Origin of the sequence: Colwellia psychrerythraea 34H, from assembly GCF_000012325.1 — a bacterium.
Classification (GTDB): domain Bacteria; phylum Pseudomonadota; class Gammaproteobacteria; order Enterobacterales; family Alteromonadaceae; genus Colwellia; species Colwellia psychrerythraea_A.
Genome location: NC_003910.7, coordinates 4,262,491 through 4,284,036, shown reverse-complemented (window position 1 = coordinate 4,284,036; position 21,546 = coordinate 4,262,491). Strand labels below are relative to the sequence as shown.

Sequence of the window (21,546 nt, the reverse complement as noted above, 5' to 3'; positions counted from 1 at the left end):
AGTTAAAATAACACTGCTAGCTTATACCAGCAGTGTCATTGCGACAAGGGAGGGGAGGAATAGTTGTTATTTATAAAATAAATTCTTTAACGAATCGGCTACCAAAATAAGCAAGAGTAAGTAAGGCACTTGCACTCACCATTAACACAAGCACTTTGTGCCCACGCCAACCTTTTTCAAAATGTCCCCAAAGAATTAGGCCATAAATAGCAAAAGAGAGTAATGAAAGTATTGTTTTATGGGCATTTTCTTTTGCTAAAAAACCGTCTAAAAAAACAAAACCAATAATTTGACTGATAAATAAAATTGCAGTGCCAACAGTTAAGATACTAAAAAGTTGCTTCTCTACCTGCATAAGTGGTGGTAAATGTGCCACCGCAGTCAAGTTCTTACTCTTGAGTTTTAAATTGATATAGGTCACTTGAAAAGCATATAAAGTAGCGATAATCAGCACACAATAAGCGATTAACGCAAAACTGATATGACTTAATAAAATAACTTTTTCTACCACCAAAGGAATGGAATCAATAGGTGGGATAAAGAGAATGACTAATTGCCATAGACCTGTAAATCCATAGATAACCGGCAATAATAAATTAACTTTAAAGCGTAATGATACTAGCGTTACCGCTATCGTTATAATTAAACTGACCAAGGAAATTACATTAGGCAAGTTAAAGTTAATTGTATCTTGTGAAAAAAATAATAAACCGTCATTAAAACCATGCACAATAATAGCTGCAGTAGCTAAACTTAAAACTAAGGTGATATTCGGTCCTTTAGGATGGAATAATCGTGTAACGATTGCCAACGTAGCAAGTATATAAAGCAAGAATGCTAAACTTGAACCTATAACCAAAAAATTCACTTAAAACCCCTAAAACAACTGAAAATATGCATTAAAAAGTTGATTCTATCAGATAAAATCTTTAGCGCCATGTGATTAGCGCAAAGTATTGACTTAAATTAAGAAAGCTAAGGCTTATTTAATCAACAAGTGTCTTAGTGGCTTAATTGATAGAAAAGCAATCAAGCCAGCACAGCTTAATCCAAACCATTTAGGTAAAAGTTCATGGCTATGCTGCATTTGCTCAGTAATATTAATGTCATAAAAACTTAATGAAAAATCCAATAATAACGCGAAGCCAATAGCGCAACCTGCCACGCCAAGCAAGTATCGTATCAATACAGCACTACCCATTTCATTGCGAATAACGCCTAAAGTTGAAATGTTTGTTGCTGGGCCCGCCATCATAAATACCAAAGCTGTACCAGGTGATAGCCCCGCCATAATAAACCCAGCGGCAATAGGCGTTGAGGCTGTTGCACAAATATACATAGGAATTGATATCAAAATCATCAGTAGCATGGCAGGTAAACCGCTGCCATAACTTAATAGAAACTCTTGAGGTAAAAAAGTTCGCACTAGCGAGGCAAAAATTAAACCAATTAAAAGCCAAATAATAATATCATCGATAAGTTTAGTTGATGCGTAATAAACCCCTTGCTGAGTTTTACTTACAAAAGTGTTTTTAATTATTTCTGGTGTAACTTTTTTACTGCCGCAACAGGGTTTTTTGCTTTTAGGTACTTCTTCTACTTTAACTGTCTCTTTATTGCTGCAACATCCAGATTTTTCATTCTGCAGTTGTTCAGCTGGTGATTTCATCTGTTCCTCTTTAATCGTCGCAACCAATAAACCTGTGATGATGGCAGACATAATCGCTGCGATAGGGCGGTAAATAGCAAAAACAGGGCCTAATAAAGCATAAGAAACTGATACTGAGTCAATGCCAGTTTCGGGGGTTGCGACCAAAAATGAAGAAGTTGCTGAAGCTGAAGCTCCGCTTCGTCTAAGCTCTGTTGCTACCGGAATAACCCCGCAAGAACATAAAGGTAATGGAGCACCAATAAGTGCCGCTTTGATGATGGCAAGTTTTCCTTGGCCAAGATGTTTACTTAATACTTTACTAGGTACCCACGCTTTCATTAGCCCCGCAATTAATAAACCTAATAATAGCCAAGGACTTGCTTCAGCACTCAAGTCGAGAAAATTTATTGTTAAGGCGGTCAACTGTTCCATAAAATACCTAGGTTAATGTCTAATATATCGAAGAAAATCACCGTTACTATACCATGGCTAGTATTGACGCTTGGCCTATTTTATCAACTTTATATAGCGACTAAATCATATGTGGAACTATCTGCTGTCGCATCTTAGGTATATTTGGGTATAATAGCAGCATTAACCTTATCCATATTTCGCTGTTAGAGTATTTCATGTTTGACAATCTTTCCGAACGCTTAAGTAAAACGCTTAAAAATATTAGTGGCCGTGGCCGTTTAACCGAAGACAATATCAAAGAAACTTTACGCGAAGTGCGTATGGCATTACTTGAAGCTGATGTAGCTTTACCCGTCATTCGTGAATTTATCGCCAAAGTAAAAGAAAAAGCTGTTGGTACAGATGTTTCTAAAAGCCTCACTCCTGGGCAGATTTTTGTCAAAATAGTTCAAAAAGAACTTGAATCAGCGATGGGTGAAGTCAATGAAGGTCTTGATTTAAGAGCTGCGCCACCAGCGGTTGTGCTAATGGCCGGTTTGCAAGGTGCAGGTAAAACAACTTCTGTAGCTAAACTAGCCAAATTTTTAACAGAACGTGAAAAGAAAAAAGTATTAGTAGTAAGTGCAGATGTCTATCGTCCTGCCGCTATTAAGCAACTTGAAACGCTAGCTGAAGAAATAAGTGTTGGTTTCTTCCCGAGTGATATCAAGCAAAAACCTATTGATATTGCCAATGCTGCCATTGATCACGCTAAGAAAAATTTTTACGATGTGCTAATTGTTGATACTGCAGGTCGTTTGCATATTGATGAAAACATGATGGCTGAGATCCAGCAACTTCATGCTGCTATCAATCCAATAGAAACCCTTTTCACTGTTGATGCTATGACAGGCCAAGATGCTGCTAATACAGCGAAGGCCTTTAATGATGCGTTGCCACTAACTGGTATTATCTTAACCAAAACCGATGGTGATGCCCGTGGCGGTGCTGCGTTATCAATCCGTCATATCACTGGCAAGCCTATTAAATTTATGGGTGTTGGTGAAAAAATTGAAGCCCTTGAACCTTTCCATCCAGACCGTATAGCTTCTCGTATTCTTGGTATGGGAGATGTGCTTTCATTAGTTGAAGAAATTGAGCAAAAAGTTGATAGAAAGCAAGCTGAGAAATTAGCTAATAAAGTTAAAAGCGGTAAAGGTTTTAGTTTAGAAGATTTTCGTGACCAGCTTGTACAAATGAAAAGTATGGGCGGGATGACTGGCATGATGGATAAGCTGCCTGGCATGGGCAACATGTCTGGTAAAATCAAAGATCAAATGGATGATAAAATTACCGTGCAAATGGAAGCTATTATCAATTCTATGACTCCTGGTGAACGTGAGCGTCCTGACATTATTAAAGGTTCTCGTAAACGTCGTATTGCTGTTGGCTCAGGTACTCAAATTCAAGATGTAAATAAGCTACTTAAGCAGTTTACTCAAATGCAAAAAATGATGAAAAAAATGTCAGGTAAAGGCGGCATGAAAAAGATGATGCGCAGCATGCAAGGCATGATGCCACCAGGCGGTGGTGGTATGGGCGGTGGCGGCGGAATGTTCGGCCGTTAATTCTATTGCAAAAAACACTTCAAACAAAAAAAAGCCGTATCTACGGCTTTTTTATTTTCAGAAATAATACAATTATTGCTTAATCGGTTAATACAGATCATGTCAAACATGATGGAATTAGGCAAACTGTCACTTATCGGCAAAAGGTAAGTTATTTTCTTATCGTCTAGCTATACTTAATTCGTTTTACCATCACTTAATTTATAAAATTTCATGAGTGTTAAGTATTCGCTTGCCCAATTAAAGTGATCAAAAGGCAACCATCCCATGGTTGTCTGTTCAATTAAGCTCTAGTTTGTAATTTAAGGTAATCGATTCAATGGCTATACATAAAGTTAGCAAAGCTGTCGCTCGCAGCTCAGTGAGTCAGACTGAAGACGTAGGGTTTTTTCAACGTTTTGCTATGGTATTTGAAAGTCTGTTTATCGTGCTTATTACTGCGGCACTGATGTGGTCAACACGTTTTTTCGATATCACTGAATTTGTAATGAACTTATCTAGCAGTCAACCGCATTGGCAATTAGGTAACATTATCACGCTAGTTAGCATTTCAGCCTTAGGCTCACTGGTTTTACTCATTCGTTATAGTTTGCATTTACGTAAAAAAATGAAGCTACAATTTGTTGCTGAAGAGGAAATTAAAAGACTGGCTTTTTTTGATAGTTTAACTAATTTACCTAACAAAGAACTTTGTCAAGATCGTATCGAACAGGCTCTAGCGCGTGCGGCAAGAAACAATACTTCAATTGCCGTATTATTTATTGGCATTGATGACTTTAAAGCCGTTAATGATCAACAAGGTCATGTGGGCGGCGATAAGCTTTTGAAACAAATAGCTAAACGTTTATCTGGTCAATTACGTTCAGGTGATACCTTAGCGAGAATAACTGGGGTGGAATTTATTATCATACTCGAGACTATTTCGCCTAAAGATAATATAAATATGTTTGCTGACAAAATATTGTTAAAGCTCACTAAATGTTATCGAATTGCCATGCAAGAGGTCTATATCACGGGTAATATCGGAGTTGCTTTATACCCAAGTGATGGTGAATACGGTAAAGAGTTAATTCAACATGCAGATACGGCGATGTGCTTTGCCAAAGAAAAAGGCCGTAATCGCCTAGCTTTTTTCTCTAAAGAGCTACAAGAGCAAGTTAATATCAAGAAGAAAATTGCTGAACAATTACGAGGTGCAATGGAAAGGGATGAATTAGTCCTACACTACCAACCTATCATTGCAACCCACTCTAATGAAATTATTGCTGTAGAGGCCTTGTTACGATGGAATAATGAGTTACTCGGTGATTTGGCGCCAGATGTCTTTATTCCGATAGCAGAAGAGATTGGCATCATTACAAAAATTGGTGATTGGGTACTTGCACAAGCTTGCCTGCAAAATAAAACCTGGCAGCAGCAGGGTTATCCTTGCATCGTAATGACCATTAACATGTCAGTGATGCAATTAGCTATTAGCAATTATGCCCGTACGGTATCCACGTCTCTTACCGAAACAAGTTTGGAGCCTCAATACTTGGAGTTAGAGTTCACAGAGAACACGCTGATGAAAGATGCAAAACAATCGATAGTGCAACTTAGAGAGTTGAGTGCTTTAGGTGTTTCTATTGCACTTGATGATTTTGGCACCGGTTATTCGTCTATCAAACATTTAGCTAAGTTCAAGCTCAACAAATTAAAGATTGATGGTAGTTTTATAAAACATATTCCTGAAAGTGCAGGAGATATCATTGCTACAAGAGCCATCATTGCTCTAGCTAAACAACTAAAACTACACGTAACCGCTGAAGGCGTTGAAACAGCCAATCAATGTGAGTTCATGATGACTAATAATGTTGACTCTATGCAGGGTTATCACTTTAGCCGCCCCGTAGCTGCCAAAGCCTTTGAACTACTCTTACAATCCCCGTCATGGCAATCAAATTAATCTATTTGACCTAATTTGTTCTCTTTAAACAACACCCGTCACAACGCTCATTACCCGATAGGTAAATAAAACTTGTAAAAATATACTAGAAGCGTAAAATACGCGAGCTTTTCTGTCGCTTGTTGACAGGAAGTGTCTGGAAAATCCGTTTTTACACTTAACATATATAGAGGACGATATGGTTACCATTCGTTTAGCTCGTGGCGGCGCTAAAAAGCGTCCATTCTATCAGGTTGTTGTTGCAGATAGCCGTAACTCTCGCGATGGTCGTTTCATCGAGAAAGTTGGTTTCTTCAACCCAACAGCACAAGGTCAAGCTGAAAAATTACGCTTAGATCTAGACCGTATTACCCATTGGGTAGGTCAAGGTGCGACAGTATCTGATCGTGTGGCTAAGTTAGTTAAAGACGCAACTGCGGCTTAATAGCTTAGTAGGCAGTAGGAGAATTTTTGTGAGTACAGAAGAAAAAAAAATCATCTTGGGTAAAGTAGGCGCAGTTTACGGAATCAAAGGCTGGTTAAAAATTCATTCATTCACTGATGAAACTGAAGCCATACTTGACTATTTCCCTTGGTCATTAAAATTAGGGAATAATACACAAACAGTTGAAATAACTGATTGGCGCAAGCATAACAAAGTACTTATTGTGAAAGTGGCTGGTATTGATGACAGAGATGAAGCGCAAGCATTAGTCGGCTCTGAAATATTAACCAATGAAGCAGCGTTGCCAGAATTATCGGAAGATGATTTTTACTGGCGCGATTTAATAGGTATGTCTGTTGTGACTAACAAAGGTTACGACCTGGGTGTAGTTACAGACATGATGGAAACTGGCGCTAATGATGTACTGGTTGTGAAAGCTAATTTAAAAGATGGCTTTAGTAAAAAAGAACGGTTAATCCCGTACCTTTTTGAACAAGTAATTGAGTCGGTTAGCATTGAAAATAAACAAATTTGTGTTGACTGGGACCCGGGTTTTTAACTTGTGACTAGCACTATCTCTGATAAAGGGAAGAACAAAATGTGGATTGGGGTGATAAGCCTTTTTCCCGAAATGTTTAATGCTATCACGGAGTACGGGGTAACAGGCCGAGCGATTCGCAATGGGTTAATTGATTTTCATTTATGGAATCCAAGAGACTTCACCCATGATAAGCATCGTACCGTTGATGATCGTCCTTATGGCGGTGGTCCGGGCATGTTAATGATGGTGCAACCATTACGAGATGCCATTGCAGCTGCGCGTAAAGCGGCAGAAGTTAATGGCGGTAAAGCTAAAGTTATCTACTTGTCTCCGCAAGGAAGAAAGCTTGATCAACAAGGCGTAAGTGAATTAGCACAACATGATCGACTAGTATTTATTGCTGGTAGGTATGAAGGCATAGACGAGCGACTAATCGCGTCAGATATTGACGAAGAGTGGTCGGTTGGCGATTACATTTTAAGTGGTGGTGAACTCCCTGCTATGAATGTTATTGATGCTGTAGCACGCTTAGTGCCAGGGGTATTAGGACATAAAGAATCAGCAGAGCAGGACTCCTTCTCTAACGGTTTATTAGATTGTCCTCATTACACTCGGCCAGAAGTACTAACAACTCCTCAGGGAGATGAAATGTCAGTACCAAAAGTATTGTTAAGTGGTAATCATGAACACATACGCTTATGGCGACAAGAGCAATCTTTGCTAAGAACGTGGACTAGAAGACCAGAACTATTAAACAACCTAGCTCTGACAGCTGAGCAGGAGAAAGCACTTACTTTGATTAAAAAGCAAGTGAAATAAACCACTTAGACTGTGCACACTAGGAAGAAGGTAATATGAGTAAAATTCTTGAAATGCTCGAACAAGAGCAAATGAAAACAGATCTACCAGCATTCGCCCCAGGCGATACTGTTGTAGTTCAAGTAAAAGTTACTGAAGCTGATAAATCACGTCTTCAAGCGTTTGAAGGTGTAGTTATCGCTGTTAAAAGCCGCGGCTTACATTCTGCTTTCACTGTTCGTAAAATTTCGAACGGTGTTGGTGTAGAACGTGTATTCCAGACACATAGCCCTATTGTTGATTCAATTGAAGTTAAACGTCGTGGCGATGTTCGTCAAGCTAAACTTTACTACTTGCGCGAGCTATCTGGCCGTAAAGCACGTATCAAAGAAAAATTGGCTAAGAAATAGAAATATTTCCAATACAATTTTCTGTAAAGAAAGTTTGAATAAAGGCCTGAATAATTCATTATTCAGGCCTTTTTGTTTTTAGAGCATAACCTTATTATTTTTATATAGTGGTTTAAATAGCTAATTCAGTGGCTTGAATTTGCACCCATTCAACATGCCCTTCTTTGTATTTTTTCGTGGTCTTTGCGTCCGAGTGAGCAGCGCGTTCTTGTGGATCTAAACCTTTTTTACTATACAAGAGTATTGAGAGATAACGGATCTTGTGAAATATAGGACGATTTTTTTTCCTTCACTTTTGTCTATGAATTCTTAGCGTACCAAATACAAGTAAGCATCTTGCAATGTAGTTTTTTTCAGCCAAGCACAATCGTTATATTTCGCTGAGCTGATTTCATTAATTGCGTGTGTGGTTTGTAAAGCTAGACGCATGGCAGTGCTGAGGTAATGTTCGGCAGAGGTTAACATTGCTTTGTAGTTGTCGATATCAATTTTAATACGATCTTTTGTTGGTTTTTTTCTTCTTTTGGTGACATAGTTTGTAACCATTGCAACCTCGTCAAGAAGATAATTAAACACTTTACGTAAAATGAGATCTTAGCATTGTAAACATGGTTAGATTTATCCGCCACATAAGTTTTTAAATATTGATCAACATGTGAGAGTGATAACGCTTTGGTAATAACTTCTGCATATAATTCATTTAATCTATCCATATCAAGGCAATTGTGGGAAGTGTCGATCACGTTATGGATGATGTAGCTAAAGTAAATACTAAACTTAAAAATATCACAGATATTAATGCTGTAAACGAAGTTTACAAAAAATTCTTTAACAGCTCTCTTTTTGCAAGAACAACAATTGGCATTTCGGCTATCCCTATGGATGCTTTGGTACAAATTGATGCCGTTGTTTCTAACTGTTAAGGTATACCTCTACGAGCATAACAGGCATTTGATTCCAACTGATAGCTTACAAAGATTGGGACAGCTTTTTATCATAGGTAAAGTTAGCCCTCTATTTTTATAACTTTCAAAGTCTTTATTTTATCTGAGATTTATTTTCTATAGCTGAAATTGCAAATAAGTGGATGTAAATTGGAATCAGAGATTGCTTTTTTACGCTATCGTTCAGCACTCAATAATTTAGTAAAGTTCAATGTAGCTTGAACATATTTATACCCCAAAATATTGATTTAACTGTGATCTTAGTCTGTGATAAGGGAATATACTCACATAAAACAACTGACATAGTATTTTCATTGGCATATAATGCCGATTCATTAATAGCTATTATTAGTTGTTTTCTGTCCTATATTTTGTAGTGAAAGTCCCCATGTTGTTAAATAGACCTGAAGAGAAGCCAACTACCAAACGTCGTCGTTCAAGAACCCGTGAAGCCCACGAAGTTAAAATTATTGAAGCGGCGGAACACATCTTTGCCCACCGTGGTTATAATGGTGCTACTATAGAGTCCATTGCTGAGCAAGCAGGCTTCTCCAAGCAGAATATGCTATATTATTTTTCCTCCAAAGAGCTACTCTATCAGAAAGTGCTGAAAAATATATTAAATCTCTGGTTGGCAAGAATGAATCTAATAGACCAGGAAGGCACAGATCCGGCCACCATGTTATCCAATTACATACGCGGTAAGTTGGAGATTTCCCAGAGCCACCCCAACGGCTCTAAAGTTTTTGCCAATGAAATAATCAATGGTGCGCCGCATATTAGCCAATACCTTAAGGAAAATCTAGCGCCGGCGCTGGAAAGGGATGTCGAACTGGTTAAAGGCTGGATTGTTCAAGGGTTAATTGATGATATTGATCCCCATCACTTATTTTTTGTGATCTGGGCGTCCACCCAGACCTATGCCGACTTCTCCACTCAGATCCAGATAGCTTTGGGCAAATCTTCGCTTGAAAATGATGATTTCAAAAGTGCTGGTGATTTCCTCACCCACACCTTGCTAAAAGGTATCGGCCTTAATATTTAGGACAGGAAGTGAAACAAGTCCATAACCGCAGTCCCTTTTATTCAGCCAGTTAAGACATAGGTAAATTCAAAAATAGACGGTATAACAGAATACCTAATATTAAGGTGAATGCATTTTTAAACGATAATAATACTGAATTGTTCTAGTTGACCACATCATAGTAATCAACGATGCGACATAATCCCTTACCCTAAATCACTTAACAATCCATGTGTCATCATATGACCCATTCTTTCGGCTTTAGTGTTTAAATACTCATGATTGTACTGGTTGCGCCCAACTTGAATTGGCATCTGTTCAACGACTTCGATACCCAAATCTTTTAATGCCTGTACTTTTTTCGGATTATTGGTCAATAATTTAACTTTGTTAACACGAAAATGTTCCAGCATTGGTTTACACATAGTGTAACGGCGCAAGTCGGCGGCAAAGCCAAGTTGTTCATTCGCTTCAACAGTATCGGCGCCATCGTCCTGTAAATGATAAGCTTTAATTTTATTAATTAAGCCAATACCACGACCTTCTTGGCGTAAATAAAGTAATGCACCCTGGCCAGCATCAACAATGTTTTCTAATGCTGTTTCTAGTTGATAACCACAGTCACATCGCATACTAAATAAAGAATCACCAGTTAAGCATTCAGAGTGAAGTCTAATTAACAATGGCTTATCTGGAGTTATCTCACCATAGGTTAACATTATATGCTCCTGACCACTTTCTTCCACGAAACCATACATTTCAAACTCACCTAAATGCGTGGGTAGTCGACATGAATCAACAAAATTAACTGACATATAATAACCTTATTTACTTTAGCCTGTACCTACACTGATGGAGGCGTTTAGATTTTCTGGAACGAAAGCCTTAATATAAATGGTGAAATCACAATTTATATTAACAATGTTACTATTAATTATTTGAGTAACTGGCTCATGTTATTTTTGTAAATTCAGAGTTATAGTATTTTTATTTTTCAGTTTTTCTACATTTATATAGTCATAATTATCAGGAAATAGCCATTAAAAATGGGACACCACCTTGTTGTCCCGCTGATAAAGACTAAACGCTAGGGGTTATGAAGGGAATGCGAACTCAGCGCCTTCACGGACACCGGTCGATGGCCAACGTTGGGTAATAGTTTTACGTTTGGTGTAAAAGCGAACTGAATCCGGGCCATAGGCATGTAAGTCACCGAACAATGAACGCTTCCAGCCACCGAAGCTATGATAAGCGACAGGTACTGGTAAAGGTACATTGATACCAACCATGCCTACCTGAATATGATCAGAGAAGTATCGTGCAGCTTCGCCATCACGGGTAAATACGCAAGTGCCGTTACCATACTCGTGGGCATCGATAAGATTCATTGCTTCTTGCATGCTTTCTACACGCACTACCTGTAATACCGGACCAAATATCTCTTCTTTATAACTGATCATTTCCGGGGTGACGTTATCGATTAGCGTGCCACCAACAAAAAATCCTTCGCTGAAACCTGCAATTTTTGGATTACGGCCATCAACAACAATCTTGGCACCGTCTTCTTCAGCACTATTAATATAGCCAACAACCTTTTCCTGGTGCTGTTTGGTGATCACTGGACCAAAATCATTACTGCTATCGTTATGAGCGCCGACTTTGAGACCTGTCATCGCTTGTTTCATTTTAGCAACTAGCGCATCACCGGCGGCGTTACCGACAGTGACTGCCACAGATAAAGCCATACAACGTTCACCTGAAGATCCAAAGGCAGCACCGAGTAGTTGATTAACAGCGTTGTCCATATCTGCATCGGGCAATACGATGGCGTGGTTTTTAGCGCCGCCTAGTGCCTGACAGCGTTTGCCGTTAGCGCTAGCAGTCGCATAGATGTATTCGGCAATAGGGGTCGAACCTACAAAACTAACTGCCTGAATTTTTGGTGAATGGAGCAGTGTATCTACCGCTTCTTTGTCACCATTAACAACGTTTAGCACGCCTGGTGGTAACCCCGCTTCTTCTAATAATTGAGCAATAAATAGTGTGGAACTAGGATCGCGCTCTGATGGTTTTAGGATAAATGTATTGCCGCAAACAATTGCCATTGGGTACATCCATAAGGGTACCATCGCCGGGAAATTAAACGGAGTGATGCCCGCAACAACACCCAGTGGCTGGAACTCACTCCATGAATCAATCGACGGGCCGACATTACGACTATGTTCACCTTTAAGTAATTCTGGGGCACCACAGGCATATTCAACGCTTTCGATACCGCGTTGCAATTCTCCTTGGGCATCGTGTGATATTTTTCCGTGCTCTTCGCCAATCAGGGTAATGATCTTATCAGCATGTTGTTCCAATAGCTCTTTAAAGCGGAACATAACCCGGGCGCGTTTTGCCGGAGGGGTAGCGCGCCAAGCTGGAAAGGCAGCATTAGCAGCTTCAATTGCTTCTTCAACGGTCGCTTTACCAGCAATTGCTAACTGATTACTTACTTGGCCCGTTGATGGATTAAATATATCTTGGTGACGTGTTGCGTCTGTGCGATTTTCGCCGTTGATCAAATGTCCTACGATACTCATTTTGTTCTCCTTTGGGAGGCGCAGTGCCTACCCGTAGCTAATTATTGTTAGTATGTAATGTGCTTGTTTGTATTGTTCACTTATATAGGTATACCTATATAGTTAACTCAATTCGTTAATTGACTCTCCCACCGCGTTGATTACATCATCAATTTCTTGATGCTCAACAATAAATGGCATGCCAAGTTGGATAGTGTCGCCACCATAACGTACATAAAATCCTTTTTCCCAACACTTCTGGGCAATTTGATATGGACGTAATGCTGGCTCTCCTGGTGCTGACTCAATAGTTAGTGCACCTGCCAGACCATAGTTGCGTATATCACTAATGTACTGGGTACCTTTAAGTGAGTGCAGGGCATGTTCAAATACTGGACTCATCTCCCGTACTCGGGTGATCAACTGATCGTTTTTCAATATGTCCAGTGATGCCAGAGCAGCGGCACAGGCGACCGGGTGTCCTGAATAGGTATAGCCGTGTGGCAATTCCATCATATACTCGGGACCACCGTTATCCATAAATGTCTGGTAAATGTCATCGTTGACAATCACCGCGCCCATAGGCACCGCTCCGTTGGTCAGTTGCTTGGCGACATTGAGAATATCCGGTACCACACCGAACTCTTCAGCACCTGTATTAGAGCCCATTCGGCCAAAGGCGGTGATCACTTCGTCAAAGATTAATAGTATTTCATGTTGATCACAGATCTCACGTAAGCGTTTTAGGTAACCTTTAGGTGGTGGCAGCACCCCTGCAGATCCTGCGAGCGGTTCGACGATCACTGCGGCAATATTTGACGCATCGTGTAGCGCTATGAGTTCAAGTAACTCTTCGGCTTTTTCTGCACCCGTTTCAGGCATGCCACGGATAAACTTGTTTTCAGGCAACATAGTGTGTGGCAGGTGATCGCAATCAACCGCTGGTCCATAAAGAGTGCGGTTGGCACCGATACCACCAACGCTAAAGCCACCGAAGTTGACTCCGTGATAACCTTTGCTACGACCGATAAGTTTGATTTTGGTACCTTTACCTTTTTTTCGCCAGTAAGCGCGGGCCATTTTTAATGAGGTGTCAGCGCTTTCTGAACCTGAACCAGTAAAAAATACATGGTCAAGGCCGTCTGGGGTCAACTCCTTAATTCTATTTGCCAGTTCGAAGGCGCCCTTGTGACCGTACTGGAATGCTGGCGCATAATCGAGTTGACCAAGTTGTTTGTAAACTGCTTCGGCAATTTCGGGGCGGTTGTGACCTGCACCACAAGTCCATAGTCCGGACAAACCATCGAATATTTTGCGACCATCGGCGTCTGTATAATAGGCGCCTTTGGCACCCACAATCATCCGAGGTTTTTCTTTAAACTGACGATTGGCAGTATATGGCATCCAGTAAGCTTCTAGTTCTTCTCGGCTCATACTGGCAGATTGTTGGATATCAAAAGCTGACATTATTGTTCCCTTAGATTGACAGTTGTTTGTTAAGCGAGGCCAAAGCGGGGCAAATAGCCCAGGATCTAGCCTGTTTGATTGAAATTCAGTTTGCTCGGATGACAACAAGTGATAAATACATTTGTACTAACTTTTAGGTTAGCCTTTACTCACCTATATTTATTTTTATTTATAATCAATATGTTATAAGTAAAAAACTAATAATTTACTTATTAAATAGATTATTGACAGGGTGTATCAATGAAAAAAACTGCCTGCATTGTCCGGAAAACTGACTGATACTGAGCTCCGTACGTTGCGGATATTTATTAGGATGGTGCAGTACAGTAGCTTTACGTCGGCGGCATCGGAACTCAATGTCATCCGTTCTGCAGTGAGTATTGCGATAGCCGATCTTGAACAATACTTATCATTGCGAATACGTGAACGGGGACGTGCTGGTATTTCGCTGACCACTGATGGACGGGAAGTCTATCGTTCAACCTGCCAATTATTTTCTGCACAGAATGAATTCCGAATTCAGATCAATTCGATCCATTTTAACCTCAAGGGTGAACTCAATATTGGTATTACCGATAATCTTGTGATGATACCGAAAATGCTGATCACCTATTCACTCAGGGAAATTAACAGGTGGGGACCTGATGTGCAGATCAATATTTAGATGATCCCGCCCAACGAAATAATAAGTGGGGTGCTCGATGGTCAGTTGCATACCGGAGTTATACCCGTACAGAAACACTATGAGGTGCTTGAATATTTACTTCTGTATGAGGAGCGCTCGTCACTGTATTGCGGGCAAGAACACTAGCTGTTCTGGCGGTATGATGGCGAGTTTTTTCCATCGATATTGAAATAATACAACGGTGTGTTGCCAGCCTATGATCAAACCTCGGAGGTCAAGGCGTTGCATCATGAACTCCAGCCGTCGGCATCAGGAAGGACAGGCAAGGGGTAGTGTTTTTGATTATGATCGGGCGTTATATCTCAGCACTAAAACCGGCGACTATTTCAGTCAATCTTAGTAAGCTGTTTTCGTCAATACGACCAAAGGTCTACTATTGAAATAATTTTTTAACGTCTTTTCCTGCCAATTTTCAGACAAAACCAATTACCCCTGAAAGTCCCTTTCCTCCTAAAAAACGGCCTAGTTTTCGACGCCATTTTTGAGTCAAGATCCGGATACTTATTCGACACTAAAATTGACCAAATGGAAAAATAACACTTGCAAACTGTAATTTACACAGCTAGAGTTTAATTGAAAAATAACATTGAGAATTTGAAGATGACAAAAAAAACTTATTTATAACAATAGGTTATCGTGGCTCTGTGCTTGGGTGTAAATCTAGGTTCACCACAGGAAATTGTGAGTTCTTAATATAATAATAATATCATAAATAACTAAGGCAACAGCTTTAGTTGATTGGTAACAATGGGGAATGAAGATGAGCAACAGTAATTTAAATTCTTCGTCAGTCGTTCAGGTTGGCGAATTTTATGAGCTAGAAGTGGGCAAAGATGTCCAGGATAGTGATCACTATAATGAAGATATGGCCCCGACGAGTGTGAAAGACAGGACTTGGAATACCTGGAATGTCGCGGCGTTGTGGGTGGGCATGGCAATTTGTGTGCCGACCTATACCCTAGGGGGGGTCTTGACGGCTTATTTCGGTTTGAGTGTAACTGAAGCGCTGATCACCATATTACTGGCAAATATCGTAGTATTGATTCCCTTGACCCTTAATGCGTATCCTGGTACAAAATATGGCATTCCTTTCCCGGTATTATTACGTTCTTCCTTTGGTATCAAAGGCTCCAATATTCCCTGTATGATCCGAGCGCTAGTCGCCTGTGGCTGGTTTGGGATCCAAACCATGTTTGGCGGCGTCGCTATTCATATTTTGATGTCAAATCTGTTTGAGTCCTGGGCGACCTTGGGAGGAACGGGTGAGGTTTTTGGCTTCTTTACTTTTCTCGCTATTAACCTGTTTATCGTTATCAAGGGCTCCGAATCAATTAAGATCCTTGAAACCGTTGCCGCACCGCTGTTGCTTGCGGTAGGTATTGGTCTGATGATGTGGGCCTATCCACAGATCTCTGTGACTGAAATTCTAGCCACACCCGCTAACCGTCCTGAAGGTGCATCATTCTGGGGTTACTTCTTTGGCGGGTTAACTGCGATGGTTGGTTTTTGGGCAACCTTGTCGCTGAACATTCCGGATTTTAGTCGTTATGTTAAGTCACAGAAATCACAAATCGCAGGCCAAATCATAGGCCTGCCAGCTACCATGTTCTTCTTTTCCGCTTTAGGGGTAGTCTTGACTGCCGCTTCAACGACCTTGGTTGGTGAAACTATCTCTGATCCAATTAACCTTATTGGCAAAATCGACAGCCCAGTATGGGTGGTGATTGCAATGGTGATGATTATTATCGCGACGCTGTCGACTAATACTGCCGCCAATGTTGTGTCACCTACCAATGATTTTCAGAACCTAGCACCCAAGAAGATTAGTCAAACACGCGGTGTATTACTGACTGGTCTGCTGGGTGTGTTACTGATGAGCTGGGAGCTGCTTAAAAAACTGGGTTGGATTGAGTCTGATGTTAGTGTTGAAGCCATGTACACCGGCTGGTTATTGGGCTACTCCAGTTTGCTGGGGCCGATAGCCGGGATCATGGTGGTCGATTACTTTATTATCAAAAAACAGCGTCTGGAATTGGCAGAGCTCTATAAATCAGAGGGTATTTACGGTGGCTTCAATAAAGCTGGACTGCTTGCTTTCGGAATCCCTGTCACCTTGACGCTCATTGCGATAACTACAGGCATGTTCTCCTGGTTTTATCAATTCGGTTGGTTCACTGGGTCTATTATGGGTGGTGTGGTGTATTTCATCGCCGCCAGCAAACAGCAAGCAGAAAGTAGTGTTGGGATCCAGCAAACAGCGTCGGATGCCAGCGAACTGAAAAGCCTGAGAAACAACGCATAACTACTCGCTGAATACATTAATTTGTAACAGCACCATTGTGGTAACAGGCAGTTATTGTCTGTTCGCCACAGCACGACTGAATTCCGTTTTATTTAGGAGATAAAAATGTCGATAATTATTCGTGGCGGGACAGTAGTCACTGCCGACATGACCTTTGCCGCAGATGTATATTGTGATGAAGGTAAGATTGTAGCCATCGGTGACAATCTGGATGTCCCGGAGAACGCCGAATGCATCGATGCCACTGGCCAGTACATCATACCGGGGGGGATAGATCCTCATACTCACATGCAGCTCCCTTTTATGGGTACGGTCGCTAGTGATGACTTTTACACCGGCACCGCCGCAGGCCTAGCTGGCGGCACTACGACTATCATTGATTTTGTCATCCCCGCGCCAGGCCAGTCATTGATAGAAGCTTTTCATCAATGGCAGGATTGGGCAAGTAAATCTGCCGCGGATTACTCTTTCCATGTTGCTATTACTTGGTGGGATGACTCGGTTTATGAAGATATGGGCACTCTGGTCAACGAATATGGGGTTAACAGCTTCAAACATTTTATGGCTTATAAAAACGCTATAATGGCCGATGATGAAACACTGGTAAAAAGTTTCCGTCGCTCAATGGATCTCGGTGCTATTCCAACAGTACATGCGGAAAATGGCGAGCTGGTATTCCAATTACAACAGGAAATGCTAAGCCAGGGAATCACCGGCCCAGAAGGTCATCCACTGTCACGACCACCGGCAGTGGAAGGGGAAGCGGCCAACAGAGCGATCCGCATAGCCGAGGTGATGAATGTGCCAATTTATGTAGTGCATGTCTCCTGTAAAGAGTCATTAGAGGCGATCACCCGTGCTCGCAACGAGGGCCAGTTGGTATACGGTGAGGTACTTGCAGGACACCTGCTGGTAGATGACAGTGTTTATCGTCATCCAAATTCTGAATTTGCCGCGGCTCATGTCATGAGTCCACCGTTCCGTTCAAAAGACCATCAGGCAGCTTTATGGAAGGGACTGCAAAGCGGAAATTTGCAGACCACGGCGACCGATCACTGTTGTTTTTGTGCAGATCAGAAGGCTGCAGGAAAAGATGATTTCACCAAGATCCCCAATGGTACCGCAGGGGTCGAGGATCGTCTTGCTGTACTTTGGGATGCTGGGGTTAATACCGGCCGGTTGACTATCAATGAGTTTGTGGCGGCGACGTCCACCAATGCCGCCAAGATATTTAATCTGTATCCGCGTAAAGGATCGGTCAGTGTTGGCGCCGACGCAGATCTGGTGGTCTGGGATCCTAAGGGGACCAGGACGATATCAGCCAAAACTCACCACCAGAATATAGATTTCAATATTTTTGAGGGACGGACGGTGACAGGGATACCGTCCCATACCATTAGTCGCGGTAAACTTGTTTGGGCAAATGGCGTGTTGAATGCAGTCAGGGGCGCTGGTCAATATGTTGAACGTCCTCCGTTTAATCCTATGTTCGACGCTCTAACAAAACACGCCGAGGTGAATGCGCCTACGGCTGTCAATAGCGATTAATTTATTCCTGGTTAATAGGACTCACTGCTTTTACCGGTGAGTCCTGGATAGGCAATACTTTCCACACTTATAGATACTCGCGTCCATTACTTTGTTTCCAAAAATAGACGCATGGATCAGTGTGTGCAGTATTTACAATAAAAATAACAACACAGCACACTCTTTAAACTTTAAAAGGAAAATAGCATGAGTAATTTTAAAAATATGGCACTGGCGATGGTATCGATTTGTAGCACTCTTACATTTAGCCCTATGGCGAGCGCTGAGATGCAATGGAGCGACTTTAGTCTCAGTTATCTTACCAGTGATCAATATGAAGTGGGTGACAATAGCCGTCAATTCTTGACCGTAGAACATGCCAGTGGCCACACATGGGGTGATACCTTCTTCTTTTTGGATCGTTCTAAATATGATGATGGCACTCTGGAAAATTATGCTGAGTTTTCTCCGCGACTGAGTCTTGGCTATGTCACTGGTAACGATCTGTCGTTTGGCATTGTCAGTGACGTGTATGTTGCTAGCACTTGGGAGATGGGTGAGTCATTTGATAATTACCTAATTGGTCTGGGTGTAAGCCTTAATATACCTGGCTTTAATTACTTCACCGCCAATGTTTATCAGGCCAATAACATGTTGTGGGACAACGATCAAATGTTGACCATCACCTGGAGTAAAGGCTTTAAATTGGGCAGTGCTGATTTCCTATATGATGGTTTTATTGATTGGAGTACGTCTTCAGATAGTCAGGCCTCTGAAATGAATTTCACCTCACAGCTGAAATATAATGTAGGTCAGTTATTTGATTTAAAATCGCCTGTTTATGTGGGTATTGAGTACGCTTACTGGAACAATAAATTTGGCATATCAGGTGTGGATGAGCGTAGCGTATCATTGCTGGCTAAATGGCATTTCTAACACTTAACTTCTAATTTTTTAGTCTCTGAGATTTTAAAGGAGTGTAACGAAAATCTCAGAGGCTTGTCTCTGCGTATAATCTTCATCGCATGGGAATTTAAAGAATAGATATTATGTACTTAGGTTAATTTATATTGTTGTTTATATACAACTATTGATAAATAAAAACGAATAACTCACTTATCCATAGACTGTTGACAGGGTGTATTCATGAAAACAAAATCGCCGGCATTATCCGGAAAACTGACTGACACTGAGCTCCGTACGTTGCGGATATTTATGGCAGTGGTTCATTACAGTGGCTTTACGCCAGCAGCATTGGAACTCAATGTCAGCCGTTCGGCAGTGAGTATTGCGATGGCCGATCTTGAGAAACGCTTATCATTGCGACTGTGTGAGCGGGGTCGTGCTGGTTTTTCGCTGACCACTGAGGGAAGGGAAGTCTATCGTTCAACCCGGCAATTATTTTCTGCGCTTGATCAATTCCGAATTCAGATCAATGCGATCCATTTTAACCTCAAGGGTGAACTCAATATCGGCATTACCGATAACCTTGTGACGATGCCGCAAATGCGCATCACCTCTGCGCTCAGGGAACTCAATAGGCTGGGACCTGATGTGCAGATCAATATTCAGATGATCCCGCCCAATGAAATAATAAGTGGGGTGCTCGATGGTCAGTTACATACCGGAGTGATCCCCGTACAGAAACACTATGAGGGGCTTGAATATTTACTCCTGTATGAGGAGCGCTCGTCACTATATTGCGGGCAAGAACACGAGCTGTTCTGCCGACATGATAGCGAGTTGTCTCCATCGATGTTGAAACAATACAACGGTGTGTTGCCTGCCTATGACCAAACATCGGAGATCAAGGCATTGCATCATGAACTCCAGCTGTCGGCATCAGCAACAGACAGGGAAGGGGTAGCGTTTTTGATTTTGACTGGGCGTTATATCGGTTATTTACCTGATCATTATGCCCACCGGTGGGTCAAAGAAGGAGTGATGCGAGCTATCCTGCCAGCAAATATGAGCTACCTGACGCCCTTTGCAACGATTACCAAAAAAGGCGCTCCCAGTAATCTGGTGTTGGAAAATTACCTTGAACAATTAAAACTAGCCAGTACGACAGCTGGAGGCTAGTTCAGCCGACCATAGTGAATTTTCGTTGAATTAGATCAGAAATAAATTCAGAACAGCTGGACTTATTTTAAAACTCGGTCGCCTGCGACCGAGATAATTACAATATCTTAAAATCAAATGATTACGGATAACTAATGGCTTCATTAGTAAGTTTAAACAAGAAAAATTTGCGGAATTGAGTAGCAGGAAAAACTTAAAATGAACTATGTTAAATACCATCTATTAGCACTATTGGTAACGTTATTAGTAGCGGGTTCATTTATTTCATCAGAAAAATTATCTGGTGTTGTTAACCCTTTCTCATTAACTTTACTTAGGTTTGTTATAGCTGCTTTTACATTATTACCTTTTGTGCTGTTTAAAGCACAATATAGAAAAGGAATTATTAGAGCGCTGCCTAGGAGCCTAATAATGAGCGTATTTTTTTCTGTTTTTTTTATTTGTATGTTTGAAGCTTTAAAAACCACAACGCCATTAAATACGGGCACCTTATACACCTTAGTACCATTTCTAACGGCTATATTTAGCATCTTTGCTTTCAAAGAGAAAATTACTAAAAAAAGGCTAGTGGTATATCTAATAGGCTCTGCTGGTACATCCTGGATTATCTTCGGTGGCGATATTGAAGCACTGTTAGCATTTTCCCTCAACGGTGGGGATGCTCTCTTCATAGGAGGTTGTATCTCAATGGTTTGTTACTCTATATCCATGAAATTTCTTTATAGAGGAGACGAAATCATTGTTATTGTCTTTTGCACACTTTTTTGTGGTGCTCTTTGGATGTTATTGGCGCTACTTGTTTTTAATCAGCCGCTTCAGTGGCATTTATTGAAATCAGATTTATGGTTTCATATGGGTTATCTAGCATTGTTTGCAACACTAGCATCTACCTTCATTATTCAAAAAACGACTGTGGTATTAGGCCCCTCGAAAGTTATGGCCTATATTTACTTAAATCCTATTTGTGTTGCTTTTCTAATGCTATTTATTGAAGGAAAAAGCATACCTTCTATTGTTTTTCCCGGAATGATTATATCGTTGATTGCAACTATCGTACTGCAATTTCAAAATAGAAATAATGCTAATAAATAAAATATTTCAGACGCTTAAAATTAATAAAGAGTCTATTTTGTAATCTATTCTAACCGGCATCCCGTATAT

At 40.9% G+C, this 21,546-nt stretch carries 19 protein-coding genes and 1 pseudogene; 14 read left to right on the top strand and 6 right to left on the bottom strand.

The genetic code is table 11. The features are described 5' to 3' along the window. Positions 1–70: 70 nt before the first annotated feature. Both CPS_RS18230 and CPS_RS18225 read right to left on the bottom strand, forming a co-directional pair. Positions 71–868: a cytochrome C assembly family protein gene (locus tag CPS_RS18230; RefSeq protein ID WP_011044811.1), complete on the bottom strand. Its 798-nt coding sequence runs from the start codon at positions 866–868 to the stop codon at positions 71–73. Between the two features lie 114 nt (positions 869–982). Continuing rightward, on the bottom strand, positions 983–2,083 hold the full coding sequence (locus CPS_RS18225; RefSeq protein WP_011044810.1) for an SO_0444 family Cu/Zn efflux transporter: 1,101 nt from the start codon (positions 2,081–2,083) through the stop codon (positions 983–985). A 197-nt stretch (positions 2,084–2,280) separates the two neighbouring features. On the opposite strand from CPS_RS18225, the gene ffh reads away from it, so the two are divergent. The 6 genes from ffh (at position 2,281) to rplS (ending at position 7,790) form a co-directional block, all read left to right on the top strand. Continuing rightward, entirely contained in the window at positions 2,281–3,672 is a 1,392-nt protein-coding gene (ffh, locus tag CPS_RS18220; protein ID WP_011044809.1) for a signal recognition particle protein, read from the top strand. Positions 3,673–3,991: 319 nt separating this feature from the next. Continuing rightward, positions 3,992–5,617 (top strand): putative bifunctional diguanylate cyclase/phosphodiesterase, encoded by a 1,626-nt coding sequence (locus tag CPS_RS18215; RefSeq protein ID WP_011044807.1) that lies wholly within the window; start codon positions 3,992–3,994, stop codon positions 5,615–5,617. A 178-nt stretch (positions 5,618–5,795) separates the two neighbouring features. Next, positions 5,796–6,041 carry a 30S ribosomal protein S16 gene (rpsP, locus tag CPS_RS18210; protein ID WP_011044805.1) on the top strand — a complete coding sequence of 82 codons (246 nt, stop codon included), beginning with the start codon at positions 5,796–5,798 and terminating at the stop codon, positions 6,039–6,041. Positions 6,042–6,069: 28 nt separating this feature from the next. Then, positions 6,070–6,600 carry a ribosome maturation factor RimM gene (gene rimM / locus CPS_RS18205; protein WP_011044804.1) on the top strand — a complete coding sequence of 177 codons (531 nt, stop codon included), beginning with the start codon at positions 6,070–6,072 and terminating at the stop codon, positions 6,598–6,600. A 39-nt stretch (positions 6,601–6,639) separates the two neighbouring features. Then, a complete protein-coding gene (trmD, locus tag CPS_RS18200; RefSeq protein WP_011044803.1) occupies positions 6,640–7,401 on the top strand; it encodes a tRNA (guanosine(37)-N1)-methyltransferase TrmD in 762 nt (253 codons plus the stop codon). 35 nt (positions 7,402–7,436) lie between these two features. After that, positions 7,437–7,790 (top strand): 50S ribosomal protein L19, encoded by a 354-nt coding sequence (gene rplS, locus CPS_RS18195; protein WP_011044802.1) that lies wholly within the window; start codon positions 7,437–7,439, stop codon positions 7,788–7,790. 309 nt (positions 7,791–8,099) lie between these two features. On the opposite strand, the gene CPS_RS18185 is transcribed toward rplS, so the two are convergent. Next, positions 8,100–8,336, bottom strand: coding sequence for a hypothetical protein (locus CPS_RS18185; protein WP_041737129.1), 237 nt, complete (start codon positions 8,334–8,336; stop codon positions 8,100–8,102). Positions 8,337–8,500: 164 nt separating this feature from the next. On the opposite strand from CPS_RS18185, the pseudogene CPS_RS23530 reads away from it, so the two are divergent. Then, positions 8,501–8,713: pseudogene (locus CPS_RS23530) on the top strand (RidA family protein); the annotation flags it as partial. Positions 8,714–9,122: 409 nt separating this feature from the next. Beyond that, complete coding sequence (locus tag CPS_RS18180) at positions 9,123–9,779, top strand: TetR/AcrR family transcriptional regulator (RefSeq protein WP_011044798.1); 657 nt, start codon at positions 9,123–9,125, stop codon at positions 9,777–9,779. Positions 9,780–9,964: 185 nt separating this feature from the next. On the opposite strand, the gene ribA is transcribed toward CPS_RS18180, so the two are convergent. From ribA to CPS_RS18165, 3 genes are all read right to left on the bottom strand, one after another. After that, positions 9,965–10,573, bottom strand: a complete 609-nt coding sequence (gene ribA, locus CPS_RS18175) for a GTP cyclohydrolase II (RefSeq protein WP_011044797.1) — start codon at positions 10,571–10,573, stop codon at positions 9,965–9,967. A 279-nt stretch (positions 10,574–10,852) separates the two neighbouring features. Beyond that, a complete protein-coding gene (locus CPS_RS18170; protein ID WP_011044796.1) occupies positions 10,853–12,343 on the bottom strand; it encodes a CoA-acylating methylmalonate-semialdehyde dehydrogenase in 1,491 nt (496 codons plus the stop codon). A 102-nt stretch (positions 12,344–12,445) separates the two neighbouring features. Continuing rightward, complete coding sequence (locus CPS_RS18165) at positions 12,446–13,789, bottom strand: aspartate aminotransferase family protein (RefSeq protein ID WP_011044795.1); 1,344 nt, start codon at positions 13,787–13,789, stop codon at positions 12,446–12,448. Between the two features lie 313 nt (positions 13,790–14,102). Here CPS_RS18165 and CPS_RS23005 point away from each other — a divergent pair, with 313 nt between their 5' ends. The 6 genes from CPS_RS23005 to CPS_RS18135 all read left to right on the top strand — a co-directional run bounded on the left by CPS_RS23005 (position 14,103) and on the right by CPS_RS18135 (position 21,477). Then, positions 14,103–14,453 carry a LysR family transcriptional regulator gene (locus tag CPS_RS23005; RefSeq protein WP_049757929.1) on the top strand — a complete coding sequence of 117 codons (351 nt, stop codon included), beginning with the start codon at positions 14,103–14,105 and terminating at the stop codon, positions 14,451–14,453. A gap of 781 nt (positions 14,454–15,234) precedes the next feature. After that, positions 15,235–16,776: an NCS1 family nucleobase:cation symporter-1 gene (locus CPS_RS18155; RefSeq protein ID WP_041737128.1), complete on the top strand. Its 1,542-nt coding sequence runs from the start codon at positions 15,235–15,237 to the stop codon at positions 16,774–16,776. Positions 16,777–16,881: 105 nt separating this feature from the next. Next, complete coding sequence (gene hydA / locus CPS_RS18150; protein ID WP_011044792.1) at positions 16,882–18,324, top strand: dihydropyrimidinase; 1,443 nt, start codon at positions 16,882–16,884, stop codon at positions 18,322–18,324. Positions 18,325–18,510: 186 nt separating this feature from the next. Next, the gene (locus tag CPS_RS18145) at positions 18,511–19,239 is read left to right on the top strand and encodes an outer membrane protein OmpK (RefSeq protein WP_011044791.1); all 729 of its coding nucleotides are present in this window, start codon (positions 18,511–18,513) and stop codon (positions 19,237–19,239) included. Between the two features lie 210 nt (positions 19,240–19,449). Next, on the top strand, positions 19,450–20,385 hold the full coding sequence (locus CPS_RS18140; RefSeq protein ID WP_011044790.1) for a LysR family transcriptional regulator: 936 nt from the start codon (positions 19,450–19,452) through the stop codon (positions 20,383–20,385). 198 nt (positions 20,386–20,583) lie between these two features. After that, positions 20,584–21,477, top strand: coding sequence for a DMT family transporter (locus tag CPS_RS18135; RefSeq protein ID WP_011044789.1), 894 nt, complete (start codon positions 20,584–20,586; stop codon positions 21,475–21,477). Positions 21,478–21,546: the final 69 nt, after the last annotated feature.

What these genes read in the sequence shown, in the direction of transcription:
- hydA (WP_011044792.1), top strand. Translation starts at nt 16,882, where the DNA reads ATGTCGATAATTATTCGTGGCGGGACAGTAGTCACTGCCGACATGACC.
- CPS_RS18145 (WP_011044791.1), top strand. Translation starts at nt 18,511, where the DNA reads ATGAGTAATTTTAAAAATATGGCACTGGCGATGGTATCGATTTGTAGC.
- rplS (WP_011044802.1), top strand. Translation starts at nt 7,437, where the DNA reads ATGAGTAAAATTCTTGAAATGCTCGAACAAGAGCAAATGAAAACAGAT.
- CPS_RS18225 (WP_011044810.1), bottom strand. Translation starts at nt 2,083, where the DNA reads ATGGAACAGTTGACCGCCTTAACAATAAATTTTCTCGACTTGAGTGCT.
- CPS_RS18170 (WP_011044796.1), bottom strand. Translation starts at nt 12,343, where the DNA reads ATGAGTATCGTAGGACATTTGATCAACGGCGAAAATCGCACAGACGCA.
- CPS_RS18215 (WP_011044807.1), top strand. Translation starts at nt 3,992, where the DNA reads ATGGCTATACATAAAGTTAGCAAAGCTGTCGCTCGCAGCTCAGTGAGT.
- ribA (WP_011044797.1), bottom strand. Translation starts at nt 10,573, where the DNA reads ATGTCAGTTAATTTTGTTGATTCATGTCGACTACCCACGCATTTAGGT.
- trmD (WP_011044803.1), top strand. Translation starts at nt 6,640, where the DNA reads ATGTGGATTGGGGTGATAAGCCTTTTTCCCGAAATGTTTAATGCTATC.
- CPS_RS18185 (WP_041737129.1), bottom strand. Translation starts at nt 8,336, where the DNA reads ATGGTTACAAACTATGTCACCAAAAGAAGAAAAAAACCAACAAAAGAT.
- CPS_RS18135 (WP_011044789.1), top strand. Translation starts at nt 20,584, where the DNA reads ATGAACTATGTTAAATACCATCTATTAGCACTATTGGTAACGTTATTA.
- CPS_RS18165 (WP_011044795.1), bottom strand. Translation starts at nt 13,789, where the DNA reads ATGTCAGCTTTTGATATCCAACAATCTGCCAGTATGAGCCGAGAAGAA.
- CPS_RS18155 (WP_041737128.1), top strand. Translation starts at nt 15,235, where the DNA reads ATGAGCAACAGTAATTTAAATTCTTCGTCAGTCGTTCAGGTTGGCGAA.
- rpsP (WP_011044805.1), top strand. Translation starts at nt 5,796, where the DNA reads ATGGTTACCATTCGTTTAGCTCGTGGCGGCGCTAAAAAGCGTCCATTC.
- CPS_RS23005 (WP_049757929.1), top strand. Translation starts at nt 14,103, where the DNA reads ATGGTGCAGTACAGTAGCTTTACGTCGGCGGCATCGGAACTCAATGTC.
- CPS_RS18140 (WP_011044790.1), top strand. Translation starts at nt 19,450, where the DNA reads ATGAAAACAAAATCGCCGGCATTATCCGGAAAACTGACTGACACTGAG.
- CPS_RS18180 (WP_011044798.1), top strand. Translation starts at nt 9,123, where the DNA reads ATGTTGTTAAATAGACCTGAAGAGAAGCCAACTACCAAACGTCGTCGT.
- ffh (WP_011044809.1), top strand. Translation starts at nt 2,281, where the DNA reads ATGTTTGACAATCTTTCCGAACGCTTAAGTAAAACGCTTAAAAATATT.